Here is a 16,826-nt window from a genome sequence, read left to right on the forward strand (position 1 = left end):
ATTGACTTCAGCTAATCAATAATGAACTAAACCTAATTCTTCTAAACGAATAGCCATCGCTTGTCAGAGATTTGCTCACAACCCAACAGATTGATGCAGGGCATTACAGACATATGAAATCAGCAAACAATAGAATCGGATAGTGCCAAATTGACCATATCAAACCACTTAATAGAGCTGTTTTTGTATATCCTAAATTTTAAATAAGCGTGGAACCAAAAAACCTCGCCATCCTATTTCTTCTCCTAATGCATTGGCACAACTCTTTATAATTCCGATAGTACCAGTTAATAAAACGTAAACCACTATCATTATTGATGGGGAAATATTTTTAAATCCAAATGCTTCGGCTTTTAGAACTATAAATTCTTGGTTGTAAAAACCACCAAAACCACCAAAACCACCAAAACCGCAAATCCAAATGATACAATAGGCAACAAATGCATAAAGTAGAGGAATTGAATAGCTCCAAATCTGAAAACTGGTTTTACCCCATTGCCAACCAAGTTCACTAATTTTTAATTTCAATAGTAAGCAAGTTATAATTGCAGTAATGCCTGGCGACCACATTAAGCCAGTTGAAAAAAGACCTGAACCATCTGTATAATCAAAAAATAAAATAGCGAACTTAAAGTTACTGTTATAACTAAAAATAAAAGGATTGGCTTAATTGATTTTGTTTTCATTATTAATACATATTACAATCTATCCATCCAATTTATAATTTCTGGAAAAAAACCAGGTGTAATTTTATTCAACTTATTAACTTTTGCAGCACAAACAGAATTTGTTTCTAAAGCCAAATGCTGGCAGTCTTTTAAAAAATGGATGTTGATGTTTTTGTTTTTTAATTTTAAAATATTATTCTGAACGATTGTTGCAGGTGTAGAATCATCAAACTCCGATACAATTACTAAAGCTGGTTTTTGATATTTTTTCCAGATAGGTAAGGGGTTAAAACCTACTTCCAAGGCATTATACCATTGCGTTTTGTCATTAAAATCTATTTCAGTAGTATTAGGATATAACCACTCTTTAAGTAAAATATCCTTTTTAAGAATTACAGTTATAGCGTTTAATTTATCTCCATTTTTACGATATAACAGGTAGTCAAAAAAATATTTTTGTTGTGAAGTGATTTGTGATTTTTGCAGACTAGTAAATTTATTTTCACATTGCATTTGAGTTTTTACATCATAAATATTTTGTTCAGCAACTGTTATGCCACTGCCTGCTGCATTTATGGCTACAACAAAATCTACATTGTCGCTTTGCTCTATTGCTCTTGCTATAACCCAACCTGCCTGACTGTAACCGCCTAAACCAATTTTAGTTAATTGTAAATCAGTTCTGTCTTTTAAATATTTTATTGCACTTAAAGCATCGTTTGCCAATTCGGTAAAATTTAGTTTTTCCCAATTACCATCTGAACTTCCAACACCTTGTTTATCGAAAGTAAAAACAGTTATTCCTTTTCTAACTAAAACATCTGCCAATATTCTTATGCAAGCGTTGTTGCCATTTCTGTCTTGATTTCCTGAACCGTGTACGATAACGATAGCTTTACCATTTGAACTTACTGGTTTAAAAACCGTCCCCTCTAATTTGATATTATTTTGATTGGTAAAAAATATATTTTCTGTTTTATAAAGACTTAATTTTTCTGCCCTAATTATTAATTTATCATTCTTAAAAACTTCTAATTTGCCTTTATTAAATACAAATTGGTTTATTGAAACACTATCTATAACTGTATTTCCGCCCGTCCAAACGGTGTCATTTATCCTATTCAAACCTCTGTATAATCTTGTTTTTTCAAAATATGCAAACAGTTTTTTTTGAGACCTGCCTATTACAATTATTTCTTTATCGTCAGAAATGTAATCGCCTAATAATTGGTCAAAAAATACAGGATTTAAAATTTCGTTTTTATAATAATCCGATTTATTTACGTTTCCTAAACTTTGCCCACTTAAAGAAAAATAAAAACCAATTATACAGAACAGAACCAATATTGAATTTATTTTTTTCATATTTATTTTTGATAGCATTGATAGTATTTAATGGCGATGTGTCTCCATGATAGCGGGCGTTGTTGTTAATTTTTTTCAGTCCAGATATATGCCCGCCTGGTCGCATATTCTACAGCTTCGTATGGACGTCGTTCTATGGTGTCTATTATTCTAAAACCGGCAGCATCAATCAGTTCCAATATTTTGTCTGTTTGAAAATAATATAAATCAATATCAATGTTCTTATCATGAGCTTTATCAAAATGAACTATCTTGTCCCCGACATGATAGGAAAATAAAAATTGACCTCCTTTTTTCAGCACCTTGTATATTTCATTAAACGCTTTCCCGATCTGGTCGTAATTAAAATGTACAATCGCATAAAATGCAGTCGCCGAGCCAAAATAATCTAATTCAAAAGATAGATCAAGAAGATCACCGGTCTCAAACCTGATTTCAGGAAAAAGTCTTTGGGCATTCTCAATCATTTCGGAGGATAAGTCAACGCCTATTATATTTTTTAAACCGTGATCATGCAGAAATTTTGTGGCGTGTCCGGGCCCGCAACCAAAGTCGACACATAATCCTTTGTGTTTGTTAGCCCTGGCAAATTCCTTTAATAGTAAACGGTCCAAATGTTTTTTAGAAAGTTCGTCAATACGATCGGTTGCGTAACCGGATGCCGTAGTATTATAACACTTTATTATTTTATCCTGGGATTGTGGCTTCGTTTTTTATTTATCAAAACTAATCTTCTTAAAGTTTTTCCTGTTTTAACCATTTCTATTGCTTTATTCATTTCAGAAAATGGCATAACATCCACATTACTTTCAATAGTATGCTTTGCTGAAAAGGCCAACATATCTTTCATGTTTTTCCGACTACCTGTATAATTACCAAAGATAGTTCGTTGAGTATAATCATACAATAAACCGGCGTTGAATGACAGCTTATTTAAGGGTTGAGCTACTAAACAAAACTTTCCCTGCGGTTTCAGCATTTTTAAATAAACGTTCAGATCAAACTCTACATTTTGGGTAGATAGGATAAAATCAAATTTTTTATTATGATCTGTTAAGCTATTTAGATTTAAGCTATCTATATATGCTGCTCCCAATTGCTTAATCATATCTTTTTTCTCAGGAGAATGAGAAAAAGCTGAAACGGTATGACCCATTTTATGAAGAAACTGGACTGCTAATTGACCAAGCCCGCCAATCCCCAGTACTGCAACATTAGATTTTTTTGGCAATTTAGCCCTAACAATTGCCGAGTATACGGTAAGACCTGAGGAAAACAAAGGAACTGATTTTTCTGAGTCTATTTTTCGTGGAAGTTTGAATGCAAATCTTCCATTAACAATAATATTTTCTGCTAAACCTCCGTAGCAATCAACAGCAATTACTTTCTGTTCGGGGCAGAATTGCTCATTACCTTCTTTGCAAAATTGGCACTTAAAGCAAGCTTCCTGCTGATAACCAACACCAACACGATCTCCATTTTTCAAACCTTTTACTGCTGAACCAGTCTTTTCAATTATACCTATAATTTCATGACCGGGTACCATTGGAAATTTTGTATCGCCCCATTCATTGTTAATGCCCTGAATATCTCCTGTTGCAATACTACAATGAGTAATACTGACAAAAACGTCATTTTTACGCAGCGTTCTTTTATAGGAAAAAGGTTCTGCTTTTCCACCTTTCTTTTTAATTGCGTAGGCTTTGATTTTCATAATGATTTAATATCGTTAGCAACTATGGTTAGATCGTTATTGAGTTGATGACCCCCATGGGATATTTCACGAAAAACTGCCCAGGGCATATTTTGCTTATAGATTGTAAAGTGATCAAACGGAACTACATCATCATCCTTGCATTGATAGAAAAAAGTTGGGATGTCTTTCGGTAGGTTATCAGCAAAATCTTCCTGAAGCTTAAGAGGCTGCACCCAGTCTTCGTTACCGCTCCAAAATGGTGGTGCAACGAGAAAAATTCCTGAAATATTTTTTTTGGTCTCCTTTTCGGAAAGATATTTTAACAACATTGAAGCACCAAGAGAGTGGCCAGCCAAAATAACTGCACCTTTTATAGAAGAAATCTCTTCACCTATTTGCTTTGGCCATCCCGAGCCAAAATAAGGTACTTCATCTGTAGGCATCTTTGGAAAATGAACTTTGTAAACAGTTCCCAAAGCTTTTCGTAATGAAGCAACTAACGCAACATCTCCTTCATAACCGCCGTCACCTGCTCCGTGAATAAATAATATGTGCTTATCCATAATCATGAATCATAATTTTTCTTTAAAAAAATTTATAGCCATCTTTTCTACTTCGCTATGTACCTCGTGCCTGTTTACATCTACTGCATCTGTAAAATATAATGGTTCTTCTTTTTGAACGAAATGATTTGCTTCTGGTAGCATTACATAGTGCCCGGTTTTACCCGGGAATTCAAAATATGCAGAACCTTTTAACAAGTGATGATAATGCCTGGCATTAGTTTTAACAGGTGCTAAACTGTCACTCTTTGTACCAATAATATAAACAGGCTGGTCAATTGCCTTCAATTGTTTTCTTTTTAAAAAACCAGAACCCAATGTTGGAGAAATGGCAAAAAACGCTTTAATTCTTTTATCTTTTAATGCGGGTACATTTTTCATCTGATTTAAAAGCTTAACATCATATAAAAATTTACCTGTTCCGGGCATTTCAGGAGTTTCAATCTCCTTCTTACCTATTGTTTTATAATAATTAATGAGTGCATCGTAATCTATTATTCCTCCAGCCAATGCAATAACAGTATACCCTCCAAATGAAAATCCGGCGGCACCTATTTTTGATGTATCAATTATTAATTTTAGTTCAGCATTATTTAACAAACTAGTTAATGCAAAACTAATATCCAATGGTCTTTCCCAAGGTTTAACAAATTCAAGAGGAATTTTATTATCGAATGTATTTCCCCAATGATCAACTGCTGCGACAATAAATCCTTTTTTCACTAAAGCCTGCGCAAGCCATTCTAGAGTAAATCTGCTTCCGCCTGTTCCGTGTGACATTATTATCAGCGGGTATTTAATTGTAGGTAAATGACCGTTTCTGATTGTATAATCTCGTACAAAAGGAGAATTTGCTTTATCGGATGCAATTAAAATATCATCTGTAGGATACCAAATTTCTGTAATAATCTGCCGATTACGGCTGGTATCCATAAAGTCAAACGTGCGTTCCCCAATATTGCTTTGACTAAAACTATAATTTATAATGAAAAATATAAATCCTGATAATAATCGAACACTATTTTTATTAAAATTTAACTGCATCATAATTTGTTTTTAAATTGATAAAACTTAGACAGGCTAAAGTTTACTGGTTAATTCTTTCTATTATTCAATTTGTATTTTAAATGGTTTATATTAATAATCCAACTTCAAAGGCAATGAAGCGGATTTAGAAATACTAATTTTTACCTATACCGAAAATAATATTAAGTATAAAGCTTGATTTAAATACTAATATGCTATTTAGCAAAGCCGATATTTTGCGTTGCTTTACTTATTTGTTACTAATTTCTTCTGCCAGTCCAATAAGAAGTCCTTCGGATCCCCTAATATAGCATAGCCGATAGGAGTTTTCATATTGAACCACTTCTCCGACGAGTTGAGCACCATGTTTAGTTAATCTGGATACCATTTCGTCGATGTCTTCAACGGTAAACATGACACGCAGATAACCAAGAGCATTGACAGGCGCAGTACGGTGATCTGAAATAGTAGGAGGTGCTGTGAATTTTGAAAGTTCGAGTCGACTGTGACCGTCCGGAGTAACCATCATTGCAATCTCCACGCACTGAGAACCAAGTCCGGTAATGCGACCAGCCCATTCTCCTTCTACTATCCCTCGGCCTTCGAGTGTTAAGCCGATTTCTGAAAAAAATGAAATAGCGTCATCAAGGGATTCTACAACAATGCCCACATTGTCCATTCTTAGTAATTTATTTTTTGTCATCAGTAAATTGTCTTTAAAAATCAGCAATAATTAGTTTCTTCATTCTCATCATTTTTTTTAAATGTTCCAGGTTTTTGTTTAGTTCTTCCCAATTATCAGAACACACTTTCCAGTTCCACCCATGTATGTCCTTGAGCCAACAGCAAACACTTTCTTCGCCACCATTTGTCCATTCTACCTATCCATAATAACGGTTTTGAAACTGAATTATTCATTTTTAATTCATTTAAGAGCTTAAATATTCGCTAACTATTCTCCAACTTGATGAAAATTATGGATTAACAATATGTAAAATTGATAATTGCAGTAATTAGCATACAGCCAAAATTATTGTTGATCCTGAAAAGAAGTTGTTGAATTTATATTACTTTATATTTTGATTAGTAGATTATGTAATTGTTCTATATAAGTAGGAATATCCTTGTTGAAATACATTTTTGCTATTTTTTGCAAGTCATCTTATATTGTCGATTAACAATCAGTACTTTGCAGTCTAAAGCCGCCCATGCAATTAGTATTCTATTATTGTAACTAATTAAATTTGTTGAATACGAAATTAGATAAATATAACTTCATCGTATTGGAAAAATGCGACAATTAAAAAATGATAAATCAGTAAAATTAATCCTTGTATAAATATCACTTTGATGCTTATAGTAAAATAAAAAGCAGTTGATTAATTAAAAATATTCACTCAATTTTTATAGTTTTTTATTAAACCTACATATTCTAATTTCTAAATATTTCTAATGCATTTCAGGTAAAAGCCTTACTTTTGAAGTCAAATTGGATAATATATATTTTTCTGGTGTTAATCCAGTGATTTTTTTAAATTCATTATTAAAATGTGATTGATCGTAATAGCCACATGAAAAAGCAATATCAATTAAGTCGTCGTATAAAAGTAAGTGCTGTAATGAATTTTGAAAACGAATATTTGTAATAAATTTTTTAGGTGTTAAGCCAGTTGTTGCTTTAAATTTTCTTTCAAAATTTCTTTTACTGTTTGATACGCTGTAAGCAAGATCATCGACTCTGATTTGTCCTTTTGCATTTGAAATCATATCTATAGAATGGAGAATAGATTTATCAATAACTTTTTTATTTAACCTTTGTTGCAAAAATTCTAGTAGCAAATCTTTTTTATTATTGGCACCTTGAAATTGTTCATTCAAATTTTCGAAAATACTTTTTGAAAATATATTATCCAAAGAAATATTTGTATCTGTAAATTCAGACAAATCAGGAAAGAATTGAGATGCAGTCCATGGTTTAAACTTAATAATAAGAGTTTCACTACCTTCAGTACACAAATACTCTTTCTTTTTAGTTAACAATCCACAAATTCCAAAATTATTTAGGGCTATTGTTTTTGAATTATGCAATTCAGTTATAGGATTTCCAATTTGAATACCCATATATATCGCATTATCTGGTAACACAACTAAATTAGTAGACTTATCAGTATTATTTCCCGCAATTACGATAAAATCAAGGTAGATAGATTTAAATTGCTCTTTGGTCATATTAATTAAATTAAAGTAAGTATATCCACTTTACAACAGAATTTTTGAGTTTCTAGTTTTTTGGCGGGCAGATTAGTCTATGTAATTTATTTTTGATTTTGCGAATTCATCTAAGGTGTGTTGAGTAATTTGATGAACATCCTTGAAAGTTAAATCGGATTTTTCCAAGTAATTTTTAATGTACTCTAGAACTATCCTTTCGATTTTTGCTACTTTTTCAATTTCATCATCTTCATTTGAAATATTAAATATATTCTCAAGGTTTGTTTTTAAATCTTTTTACAATCTCTCTAAATTTTTCATGGTTATTTTCATTTATCAAATATACCTAAATAAAAAAGACACCTACAATAGAGATATCTTAATTTTTTGTAAGTAAGTAACTTAGCTGATTGAGATAGGTGCCTGGTACATTAAGGTGAGTGCCAAGAAGGCGAAAAAGGTACTAATGCTGTAAACGTTGTTGTGGCTTAATCTTCAAGAAGTGATAAAAAAAAGCATCTTGCTCAAAGCAGATGCTTTTTTCTTATGAAAAAACAGTAGGACAGCCACAAAACTTAGACGGGTGAAATGTCTTAAAAACAGCCTTAACTTTTTGTGACAAAAAAGGTATCCACTCTAACCCAAATGTGCCACGATTTTGCCACAAAATTTTTGAGCATTTTTATAAAGATTGAAAAGTGCCGTAAAATAAAAAAACCTGCGAATCCTAGGATTTGCAGGTTTTACCACGTTTTTTATGGGTTTTTGAAAAGTTTGATAAAGTTGCCTTTTTCACTTCTTTTACCCTTTTGTGGGGAGAGCAGGATTCGAACCTGCGAAGTTCACACAGCAGATTTACAGTCTGCCCTCGTTGGCCGCTTGAGTATCTCCCCGATCTCAGCATTGATGCGCTTTGTTGTTCTAAGCGGTTGCAAATATATAAACGTTTTTGATGTTTACAAACTAAAATCGCACTTAATTTTAAGTTATTTTTGAATTAATTTTTAATTAGTTGGTATTGAATAAAATAATAAAGTGTCAATTAGAAATATTTTTTCATCTATACCGAATATTGTTCTTGTTTTTTTTAAAATGGGACTATTTTTGCTTTTAATTTAGGGAGTATAATATATTAAACAAGCATTTTTTCAGATGCATCAAGAATAAGTTATCGAAATTAGTTCAATCTGATATTAAGAAGGAATTGGTTCGTCTCAAAATGCAGCTTCCAAATGCACGTCCATATTAAACAATCTTTTATAATAGCTTTTCTTGCTTACTGTTTTATTTATCTAATGGTAAACGTGCAATATTTGATTCTTTAGAGTGTATTGACTTTAACTAGTAACAACGTCCATTTAAGTTGCTTTCCAATTCATTTTTTAATTCATTGATTATTGGTAAAAACAAAAAAAATCTCCACTAGGGAGATTTTTTATTTTATGCTGAATATTATGCTTATTGGGCTAAAAGCTCTAGAATTTTTGCTCTTAATTCAGGACCTCTTAAGTCCTGAGCAACTACTTTTCCTGATGCATCAAGAATAAAAGTTGCCGGAATTGATTGAACTCCATATTGAGCGGCAATTGGCTCGTCCCAAAATTTTAGGTTCGAAACATGTGTCCAGGTTAAACCATCTTTAGCGATAGCTTCTTTCCACTTGCTAGCTTCTTTATCTAAAGAAACTCCAATTATATTTAATCCTTTAGCGTGTAATTCTTTGTAAATAGCAACAACATTCGGATTCTCTTTTCTGCATGGTCCACACCATGAAGCCCAAAAATCAACGATAGTTACTTTTCCTAAACTTTCTTTAAGCGAAACTACTTTGCCTTCAGGGTTTGGAGCAGAAAAATCTGATCTTCATTTAGCGCTACCAACAGGAGGAGCTGATGCACCAACTGCAGGCAATTTTGCTGCACCGATTTTTGTTTTGATTTCTTTACCAGGTGTAGTGCTTTTTAATGACTCATCTAATGAGTTATATAAAGTTTCTGCCTTTTTAATATCTGTTGTAGGATCACCTAACATACCTTGAATGATCAAAACTGTAATGAATGATTTTGGGTGACCTTCAGCGTACGTAAGATATTTCTTTTTAGAATCTGTCTGAACTTCCGTTTGGATAGCCATATATTGTTTCATCAAACCGTTGATAGTTGCGGTATCCTGAGCTTGTTGAGCTTGTTGCATTTTCTGAGTGTTATTTTTCTGAAAATCGATCAATCTCTTTTGAGTTTTGTTTAGTTCATCCTGGAACTTCACAAACTCTTCATTGCTGTAAGTACCTGCAATTTTAGATTTGTGAATACTGTCTTTATCAATTGCAACAGTAATTTCTCCTGTTTCTAAGATGAAAGGAATTGGTCCCTGTGCATCCTGAAGAATTAATGTATGAAAAGCTGGTTCAGCTACTTTTCCTTTTATTTCAAATTTTTCGTTTTCAACTTTTACTGTATCAAGGGCAACTGTCATTTTTGTTGTTGGATCCTGACCTTGAAGAATGATTGTTTTTCCGTTCGCAATTCCTTTTGCAGTTCCTGTAATTAGGTATTCTCCGTCTTTAACTTTGCTGCATGAAATAATCGCTACAGAAGCTGTAAGTAAAAAAAATATTTTTTTCATTATTAAATATTAATTAGTTAATTGATTTGTGCAACAAAAGTATCTAAAAATATAAAACAGAAAGAATTTTGTAACCTAAAATTTTGTTATAGTTTTTATGACCTTAATGTCCCTAATATCAAGGGATTTGTTTGTTTTGTTCCATTTAAAACTATTAAATATATTTTTATTTTGATAAAAAAGCTACGATTTCTTAATTTTTAGGCATAAAAAAAGCGCTCTGATAATAGAGCGCTTTTGGGTATATAGATAGTAAAAAACTATTCTTGATTTGTTTTCTTTCTCCAGGTAAAAGAGTTCAAAATGTGTCTTTTCGCGAATCTTCCAGGAGAATCAGCGTTGACCATTTTTACGTAAGTTGCTTTAGGAACACTAATGTATTCGTAAACACTTCCGTTAGAAAAATCAATAATTAGACGACCTTCAACAAATTTATAATCAGTAATTGAACAAGTTGAAATCGTTTCTGTATATTCAGGTAAATTTGCTTTAATCGTTTCAGGATTAATACTTACCAAAAAGTGATAAGCTTCAATAATTGCTTTACTTTTTTCTTCAGCCGCTTTCAAACCAGCATCATCACCTTGAAATTTATCAGGATGAGATTCTTTCATTGCATTACGGTAAATGGTTTTTAAATCTTTTAACTCAGCAGTTTTTTCTACGTTTAGTAACTTGCGGTATTCAACTATTTTTTTCATAAATAAAAGGTAACGTATTGTCTATTAGTTTGAAATGAGTGTTTTATACTTCAAAACGACAAATTTTTTGCAAAGGTACACTTTTTTTTAACTTTTTAGTTTTGAAGCAAAAAATATTCGAAAAAATAAAGAATGTGCGTTGATTTAACCGCAAAGTGCGCAAAGTTTTTATCTCTGCAATGTTTTATAAAACGCAAAAGTTCGCAAAGCTATATGGTAACCTTTGCGAACTTTGCGGTTAAATTTTTTTTCTCATTTCAAAACTTGAAACTTGAAACAAGAAAAACCTGAAACAAATTATTTGTTCTCAGGCTTATGATTTGCCTTATCGAAGTTTTTAGACTTCTTTGGATATTTATCATAACTGATATCGCTTGGATTTTCAATTACCGATTTAATGGTAACCCAGTCTCCAAGATTAAAATTCGAATGAGCGATTTTATAATCTAAAAGATATTCACCACAAAAATAATTGTTGTTTTCATCTTTTTCGATGATACCGGTATAAACTCCTTTTTGGGGCATTTTTTCTTGTGAATCTTTAGACATAACTTTTAAATTTAAAATTGATGCTGCAAAGTTAAGCATTTTATGTTTGTTTTAGGGAGTTCGCGACAATCTGAGTATATTTGCACATGCAAAAAAACTTTAAGCCACATCCAAATTCATTTAAAAATACCTTTTGTGTTTTTCATGAAGTGCTTCCGGAAGAAATTGCTGGTTTAAAAAAACAGTTCGAAAGTAAAGCGGGAAGTACCTATTATTATACAGAAGCCGGGATGTATCGCGTTTCGAACCATTGGGGAAGATTAGCCAACAGTAAATGGCGTTTGGTTGCAATGGAACCTGAAACGCCTTCTAAAACTAAAATTGGTTTTGCAGCCTGGAACGAATTTCATCCGGATAATGCTGAAGAAAAACTATACTATATTGAAGCTGATTTTGATAAGAACACGGTAATCTATCAGCATAGAAATAATTCGGTCTATGATAAAAAAGCGATTCTGAGAACGAGTTTTGAAACCACAAAACGTATCAAGCAAATTCGGAATCTGCAGCAATTGACTTCCTGGGCAAAACATTTTGATGAAGATATTGATGTTTTGAGAGAGAGGATTATTACTGAATTGATTTATACCGAAAAAACTTTAGAAGAAATTAAAAGAGAAATATAATGGGACGCAACAACGAAAGAAATATCAAGAAACACAACGACAAATTGCACAAAGCCCAGAATAAAAAGAAACAGGCTGAAGTTGCACGCAAGGAAAAGCTGAAAGAAATTGTGAAAAAGTTTAACGAGAATAAAAAGGAAGAATAAAAAAAAATAATATGAAAAGACAAATACTTTTAAGCATAATTTTATTAGGATCATTTTTGAGAGGTAGTAGTCAAAATGCTACGGTTGCATCACCATTTTTAGATGTTCAAGGACCTCTAAAATTGAGAGGTGATATTTTTATTTTGAATAACGCCCAAAATGATTGGGTTCCGTGGGCCACAAGAGTTGCTACTTTGCCTGAAGTAAGTATAGATTTTACCCATATAAATAATATAGATGTAGGAGGAAGATGTCAAGTAGTTGGTCCATTGTATACCAGGGAAAATTTGTATACTGTAAATAAAGCTGAGAATGCTTGGATTTCTTGGGCAACAAAGAATATTAATACGCCTGAAACAACTATTGATTTATCAAACATTAATAATGCACTTTTTTCAGGTAAATTTGGTCTTGGAACATCTATACCAGATGCAAAAATGGTAGTAGTTGATATGGGTAAAACCTTGACAATAGGTGGAGCTAGTATTGGGTTTAATCGTAATTATATTGATGGAAAAATTTATAATGGTGGTATTGCAGCATGGCAGATCAATGGAGAAAGTACAGGATTTGCTATACAAGGCTTCAATGGTGCATTTAATCAGCCATTTAAAATTTTAAACAATGGAGATGTCGGTATCGGTACCCCTAATCCTAATTATAAATTGGATGTTATAGGAACTATCCGAGCAAGAGAAATAAAGGTAGATTTAAATGGTGCTGATTTTGTTTTCGAAAAAGATTATAAATTAATGCCTATAAAAGACTTAGAAAAATTTGTGAAGAAGAATAAACATTTGCCAGAAATTGCAACTGCGAAAGAAATGGAAGAAAATGGAACTGAGTTAGGAAATTTAAATTCGAAGCTATTACAAAAAATAGAGGAAATGACACTTTATATGATTTTGCAAAATCAATCGATTGAAGAGTTAAAAGTTATGATTAAAGCTCAAAATGATAAAATTTTAAAGTTAGAAACTGCAATAAAATAGTTTTAAATTTTTTAGTTTCAGGGTTTACCCTAAGTAACTTGAAAACTGAAAACTGAAATAAAAAATAAAAACAAGAAAGTATGAAATTCGACGATTTAAAAGTAAGTGTGCAGGAAATCATTGATTTAATCGCTGCAAAAAATGACAGAGAAGCTAATAATAAATTGCTTGAAGTAAATGAAACTTTAGATGAAATGCTGGATCATGCTGAAGAAGATGAAGATTTGAGAGAAATCAGCAGATATCAGGTTTTATTGAATCAGCTGCATGTTAAGATCAATGGTGAAGAGGCAGTTGATGGAGAATAAAAAGTGTTTTTGTGATACTGGATTATTGTTTGAGGATTGCTGCGGATTGTATCTTAAAAACAATCGAAAAGCACCATCCGCATTGGCTTTGATGCGTTCGAGATATTCAGCTTATGCTACTCATAATGCAGAATATCTTTTCGAAACCACTCATGTTTCGGAAAGAGCTTATTATTCAAAAGAAGAAATTCTAAAATGGGCTACTTCCAATAAATGGCAAAAATTAGAAATTTTAAGTTCTTCTGAAGAAACAGTTGAGTTTAAAGCTTATTTTATAGATTCGAATGGAAAACTCCAAACGCATTATGAATTATCGACTTTTAAACAGGAGAATAATACATGGTATTATGTTGATGGAAAGTTTGAATAATTGACAGAAATTGCCTCGATTTTAACCACTTTTGCCTCAATATTTTAACTAAAAATTAATAAACGTTTCTTTTTTCATAATTCTAAAATAGTGTAATTTTAGAATTATGAAAAACGAATTTAAAAAAGGTTTTTATTTTAAGTCGTACGAAGCCCCATTTCAGTCTCCGTTTGAAAAACTTTTTGGCATTTTCAAAGAGCTTATCACCCATACTTCGGGCGATTTTGATGAAGCTATAGACTGGCTTCGGGAGTTAGATAAAGAATATAAACTGACGGATGAGAACTACACTATCGATGATTTTATCGATGATTTAAAAAAGAAAGGCTACATAAAAGACGAAGCAAAACCCGATGGTACGTCTGGTTTTGGAATTACTGCTAAAACAGAAAGAGCGATCAGACAACAAGCTTTAGATCAGATTTTCGGTAATTTAAAACGCTCTGGAAACGGAAATCATAAAACCAAACATGCCGGAAATGGCGATGAACATACCGGAGAATTTCGTGAGTTTAATTTTGGCGACGGGTTAGAGCGAATCGCTTTAACCGAAAGTTTGCGTAATGCACAAATCAACAATGGTGTAGAAGGTTTTATGCTGACCGAAAATGATTTGGTTGTCGAGGAAACGCAATACAAAGCCCAAATGAGTACGGTTTTGATGATCGACATCAGTCACAGTATGATTTTGTACGGAGAAGACCGAATTACGCCTGCTAAAAAAGTAGCCATGGCCCTTGCCGAATTAATCACAACTCGGTACCCAAAAGATACATTGGACATTTTAGTTTTCGGAAATGATGCATGGACAATTCCAATTAAGGATTTGCCTTATTTACAAGTTGGTCCTTATCATACCAACACGGTTGCCGGGCTTCAATTAGCGATGGATATTTTACGCAGAAAACGAAATACCAACAAACAAATTTTCATGATTACCGACGGAAAGCCAAGCTGCGTTCGCGAGCGGGATGGTTCTTATTATATGAACAGTAACGGACTTGACGAATACATCGTTGATAAATGTTACGCACAGGCACAGCAAGCCAGAAAATTACATATTCCGATTACCACTTTTATGATTGCGAACGATCCTTATTTACAGCGTTTTGTGAATCATTTTACAGAAGCCAATCAGGGAAAAGCATTTTACACCGGACTGAAAGGTTTAGGTGAAATGATTTTTGAAGATTATGAAACGAATAGGAAGAAAAGGGTTCGATAATTTTAGGTTCTAAGTTACTAAGATTCTAAGGTTCTAAGGTTCTAAGATTTATATACAACGAATATCGTGGAGACGCACTACTTTGCATCTCTACAAAATACTAAAACAACAACAACTGATATTTCAAAAATGGAAATAAATAATATAAAAACACTCGGTCAATTAAAGGCTTCAGGATATAAGAGCATTAGTATTAAGGATGAATTGCGAAATAACCTTCGTGAGAAAATCAAATCTGGAACGCCTGTTTTTGAAGGAGTTCACGGTTTTGAAAACACGGTAATTCCGGAGTTGGAACGTGCTATTTTATCCCGACATAATATCAATTTATTGGGGCTTCGTGGTCAGGCCAAAACGCGTTTGGCTCGTAAAATGATCGAATTATTAGATGAATATATTCCGTTTGTAACTGGTTCAGAAATTAATGACGATCCGCTAAACCCGATTTCGCGTTTTGCAAAAGATTTGATTGCGGAAAAAGGGGACGAAACGCCGATTTCATGGTTGCACAGAAGTGAGCGTTTCTTCGAAAAACTTGCTACGCCGGATGTAACCGTTGCCGATTTAATAGGAGATGTCGATCCGATAAAAGCAGCGAATTTAAAATTATCTTATGCTGACGATCGTGTGATTCACTTCGGAATGATTCCGAGAGCGAATCGAAGCATTTTTGTAATCAACGAATTACCCGATTTACAAGCCAGAATTCAGGTAGCATTATTTAATATTTTGCAGGAAGGCGATATCCAGATTAGAGGCTTTAAATTGAGAATGCCATTGGATATGCAATTTGTATTTACCGCAAACCCGGAAGATTATACGAACAGAGGAAGCATCGTAACGCCTCTTAAAGATAGAATTGGTTCTCAGATTTTGACACATTATCCAGAGAGTGTTGCCATTGCCAGAACAATTACAGAACAGGAAGCTAAACTAGATGAAACGCAAAGCGAGATCGTTTATGTGCCAAGTTTAGCTAAAGATATTTTAGAACAAATTAGTTTTGAAGCGCGTGACAGCGAATACATTGATAATAAAAGTGGTGTAAGTGCCAGAATGAGTATTACAGCTTTTGAGAATTTAATTAGTACAGCTGAACGTCGTGCCTTAAAAGCCGGAGTTGATCATACGATTTTACGTCTATCTGATTTCATCGGAATCATTCCTGCGATTACCGGAAAAGTAGAGTTAGTTTACGAAGGAGAGCAGGAGGGAGCGGCTGCCGTGGCGCAAAATTTAATTGGTTCTGCCATTCGAATTCTATTTCCTGATTTCTTTCCGAAAATCGAAAAATTAGAAAAACCGGGAGAAAAAACAGCCTATTCTGATTTGATAGAATGGTTTTTTGCAGAAAGTGGTTTCGAATTATTAGACGATGCTTCGGATGCAGAATATCAAAATATTTTAGATGAAGTAACACCGTTGGATACTTTATTGAAGAAATATCAGCCTCAGTTAGATAAAAAAGACCACTATTTTATGAAGGAGTTTATTTTATGGGCTTTGGTAGAATATAAAAAACTAAGCAAAGATCGTTTTGCACAAGGACATCAATTTAAAGATATGTACGGAAGTTATATCAGTAAATTGTAAATTAATATTACGCAGAAATAAACCCGACAAGTTTTTAAAACCTGTCGGTTTTTTTTTTGGTTTCAATTTTGGAAAAGTATGTCATTTCGACGGAGGAGAAATCCTCGCGAGAAGCTCGACAAAGATTGGATCCTCGTTGCGGAGTTACTTGCGAGGATTTCT

18 protein-coding genes, 1 tRNA gene and 1 pseudogene are annotated in these 16,826 nt (G+C 32.9%); 7 read left to right on the forward strand and 13 right to left on the reverse strand.

The genetic code is table 11. The features are described 5' to 3' along the window. Positions 1-192 precede the first annotated feature (192 nt). The 13 genes and pseudogenes from AC6CH4_RS14820 to AC6CH4_RS14880 all read right to left on the reverse strand — a co-directional run bounded on the left by AC6CH4_RS14820 (position 193) and on the right by AC6CH4_RS14880 (position 11,404). Positions 193-528 (reverse strand): hypothetical protein, encoded by a 336-nt coding sequence (locus tag AC6CH4_RS14820; RefSeq protein WP_498104223.1) that lies wholly within the window; start codon positions 526-528, stop codon positions 193-195. 170 nt (positions 529-698) lie between these two features. Beyond that, entirely contained in the window at positions 699-2,033 is a 1,335-nt protein-coding gene (locus AC6CH4_RS14825; protein WP_498104225.1) for an alpha/beta hydrolase family protein, read from the reverse strand. Between the two features lie 65 nt (positions 2,034-2,098). Continuing rightward, positions 2,099-2,647, reverse strand: coding sequence for a class I SAM-dependent methyltransferase (locus tag AC6CH4_RS14830; protein WP_498104227.1), 549 nt, complete (start codon positions 2,645-2,647; stop codon positions 2,099-2,101). A gap of 68 nt (positions 2,648-2,715) precedes the next feature. Further along, positions 2,716-3,747, reverse strand: coding sequence for an NAD(P)-dependent alcohol dehydrogenase (locus AC6CH4_RS14835; RefSeq protein ID WP_498104229.1), 1,032 nt, complete (start codon positions 3,745-3,747; stop codon positions 2,716-2,718). Continuing rightward, the gene (locus tag AC6CH4_RS14840; RefSeq protein WP_498104231.1) at positions 3,744-4,298 is read right to left on the reverse strand and encodes an alpha/beta fold hydrolase; all 555 of its coding nucleotides are present in this window, start codon (positions 4,296-4,298) and stop codon (positions 3,744-3,746) included. Before AC6CH4_RS14840 ends, AC6CH4_RS14835 begins: the two co-directional genes overlap by 4 nt. A gap of 3 nt (positions 4,299-4,301) precedes the next feature. After that, the gene (locus AC6CH4_RS14845; RefSeq protein WP_498104233.1) at positions 4,302-5,339 is read right to left on the reverse strand and encodes an alpha/beta hydrolase family protein; all 1,038 of its coding nucleotides are present in this window, start codon (positions 5,337-5,339) and stop codon (positions 4,302-4,304) included. Positions 5,340-5,568: 229 nt separating this feature from the next. Beyond that, the gene (locus tag AC6CH4_RS14850; RefSeq protein WP_498104235.1) at positions 5,569-6,021 is read right to left on the reverse strand and encodes a VOC family protein; all 453 of its coding nucleotides are present in this window, start codon (positions 6,019-6,021) and stop codon (positions 5,569-5,571) included. Between the two features lie 746 nt (positions 6,022-6,767). Next, on the reverse strand, positions 6,768-7,547 hold the full coding sequence (locus tag AC6CH4_RS14855) for an AraC family transcriptional regulator (protein WP_498104237.1): 780 nt from the start codon (positions 7,545-7,547) through the stop codon (positions 6,768-6,770). 794 nt (positions 7,548-8,341) lie between these two features. Next, positions 8,342-8,422 (reverse strand) — tRNA-Tyr (locus tag AC6CH4_RS14860). 565 nt (positions 8,423-8,987) lie between these two features. After that, positions 8,988-9,374: pseudogene (locus AC6CH4_RS14865) on the reverse strand (peroxiredoxin family protein); the annotation flags it as partial. 18 nt (positions 9,375-9,392) lie between these two features. After that, complete coding sequence (locus AC6CH4_RS14870) at positions 9,393-10,154, reverse strand: DUF4369 domain-containing protein (RefSeq protein WP_498104239.1); 762 nt, start codon at positions 10,152-10,154, stop codon at positions 9,393-9,395. A gap of 260 nt (positions 10,155-10,414) precedes the next feature. After that, entirely contained in the window at positions 10,415-10,855 is a 441-nt protein-coding gene (locus AC6CH4_RS14875) for a KTSC domain-containing protein (RefSeq protein ID WP_056192381.1), read from the reverse strand. Between the two features lie 297 nt (positions 10,856-11,152). Further along, entirely contained in the window at positions 11,153-11,404 is a 252-nt protein-coding gene (locus AC6CH4_RS14880; protein WP_074662021.1) for a hypothetical protein, read from the reverse strand. A gap of 86 nt (positions 11,405-11,490) precedes the next feature. Between AC6CH4_RS14880 and AC6CH4_RS14885 the strand changes: the two genes are divergently transcribed. The 7 genes from AC6CH4_RS14885 (at position 11,491) to AC6CH4_RS14915 (ending at position 16,664) form a co-directional block, all read left to right on the forward strand. Further along, positions 11,491-12,030, forward strand: coding sequence for a hypothetical protein (locus tag AC6CH4_RS14885; protein ID WP_498104241.1), 540 nt, complete (start codon positions 11,491-11,493; stop codon positions 12,028-12,030). Then, entirely contained in the window at positions 12,030-12,176 is a 147-nt protein-coding gene (locus AC6CH4_RS14890; RefSeq protein ID WP_498104243.1) for a hypothetical protein, read from the forward strand. The genes AC6CH4_RS14885 and AC6CH4_RS14890 overlap by 1 nt, the downstream gene beginning before the upstream one ends. Before the next feature lie 11 nt (positions 12,177-12,187). Beyond that, entirely contained in the window at positions 12,188-13,168 is a 981-nt protein-coding gene (locus tag AC6CH4_RS14895; protein WP_498104245.1) for a hypothetical protein, read from the forward strand. Between the two features lie 80 nt (positions 13,169-13,248). Then, on the forward strand, positions 13,249-13,476 hold the full coding sequence (locus tag AC6CH4_RS14900; protein WP_498104247.1) for a hypothetical protein: 228 nt from the start codon (positions 13,249-13,251) through the stop codon (positions 13,474-13,476). Continuing rightward, positions 13,466-13,846: a YchJ family protein gene (locus AC6CH4_RS14905; RefSeq protein WP_498104249.1), complete on the forward strand. Its 381-nt coding sequence runs from the start codon at positions 13,466-13,468 to the stop codon at positions 13,844-13,846. The genes AC6CH4_RS14900 and AC6CH4_RS14905 overlap by 11 nt, the downstream gene beginning before the upstream one ends. A 106-nt stretch (positions 13,847-13,952) precedes the next feature. Beyond that, positions 13,953-15,071, forward strand: a complete 1,119-nt coding sequence (locus tag AC6CH4_RS14910) for a vWA domain-containing protein (RefSeq protein ID WP_498104251.1) — start codon at positions 13,953-13,955, stop codon at positions 15,069-15,071. A gap of 129 nt (positions 15,072-15,200) precedes the next feature. Continuing rightward, positions 15,201-16,664 carry a magnesium chelatase gene (locus AC6CH4_RS14915; protein ID WP_498104253.1) on the forward strand — a complete coding sequence of 488 codons (1,464 nt, stop codon included), beginning with the start codon at positions 15,201-15,203 and terminating at the stop codon, positions 16,662-16,664. Positions 16,665-16,826: the final 162 nt, after the last annotated feature.

This window comes from Flavobacterium sp. GQ95, from assembly GCF_059758655.1.

Bases quoted from the DNA above. Each gene is read 5' to 3' on its own strand.
- AC6CH4_RS14825 (WP_498104225.1), bottom strand. From the start codon at position 2,033: ATGAAAAAAATAAATTCAATATTGGTTCTGTTCTGTATAATTGGTTTT.
- AC6CH4_RS14835 (WP_498104229.1), bottom strand. From the start codon at position 3,747: ATGAAAATCAAAGCCTACGCAATTAAAAAGAAAGGTGGAAAAGCAGAA.
- AC6CH4_RS14840 (WP_498104231.1), bottom strand. From the start codon at position 4,298: ATGATTATGGATAAGCACATATTATTTATTCACGGAGCAGGTGACGGC.
- AC6CH4_RS14845 (WP_498104233.1), bottom strand. From the start codon at position 5,339: ATGATGCAGTTAAATTTTAATAAAAATAGTGTTCGATTATTATCAGGA.
- AC6CH4_RS14850 (WP_498104235.1), bottom strand. From the start codon at position 6,021: ATGACAAAAAATAAATTACTAAGAATGGACAATGTGGGCATTGTTGTA.
- AC6CH4_RS14855 (WP_498104237.1), bottom strand. From the start codon at position 7,547: ATGACCAAAGAGCAATTTAAATCTATCTACCTTGATTTTATCGTAATT.
- AC6CH4_RS14870 (WP_498104239.1), bottom strand. From the start codon at position 10,154: ATGAAAAAAATATTTTTTTTACTTACAGCTTCTGTAGCGATTATTTCA.
- AC6CH4_RS14875 (WP_056192381.1), bottom strand. From the start codon at position 10,855: ATGAAAAAAATAGTTGAATACCGCAAGTTACTAAACGTAGAAAAAACT.
- AC6CH4_RS14880 (WP_074662021.1), bottom strand. From the start codon at position 11,404: ATGTCTAAAGATTCACAAGAAAAAATGCCCCAAAAAGGAGTTTATACC.
- AC6CH4_RS14885 (WP_498104241.1), top strand. From the start codon at position 11,491: ATGCAAAAAAACTTTAAGCCACATCCAAATTCATTTAAAAATACCTTT.
- AC6CH4_RS14890 (WP_498104243.1), top strand. From the start codon at position 12,030: ATGGGACGCAACAACGAAAGAAATATCAAGAAACACAACGACAAATTG.
- AC6CH4_RS14895 (WP_498104245.1), top strand. From the start codon at position 12,188: ATGAAAAGACAAATACTTTTAAGCATAATTTTATTAGGATCATTTTTG.
- AC6CH4_RS14900 (WP_498104247.1), top strand. From the start codon at position 13,249: ATGAAATTCGACGATTTAAAAGTAAGTGTGCAGGAAATCATTGATTTA.
- AC6CH4_RS14905 (WP_498104249.1), top strand. From the start codon at position 13,466: ATGGAGAATAAAAAGTGTTTTTGTGATACTGGATTATTGTTTGAGGAT.
- AC6CH4_RS14910 (WP_498104251.1), top strand. From the start codon at position 13,953: ATGAAAAACGAATTTAAAAAAGGTTTTTATTTTAAGTCGTACGAAGCC.
- AC6CH4_RS14915 (WP_498104253.1), top strand. From the start codon at position 15,201: ATGGAAATAAATAATATAAAAACACTCGGTCAATTAAAGGCTTCAGGA.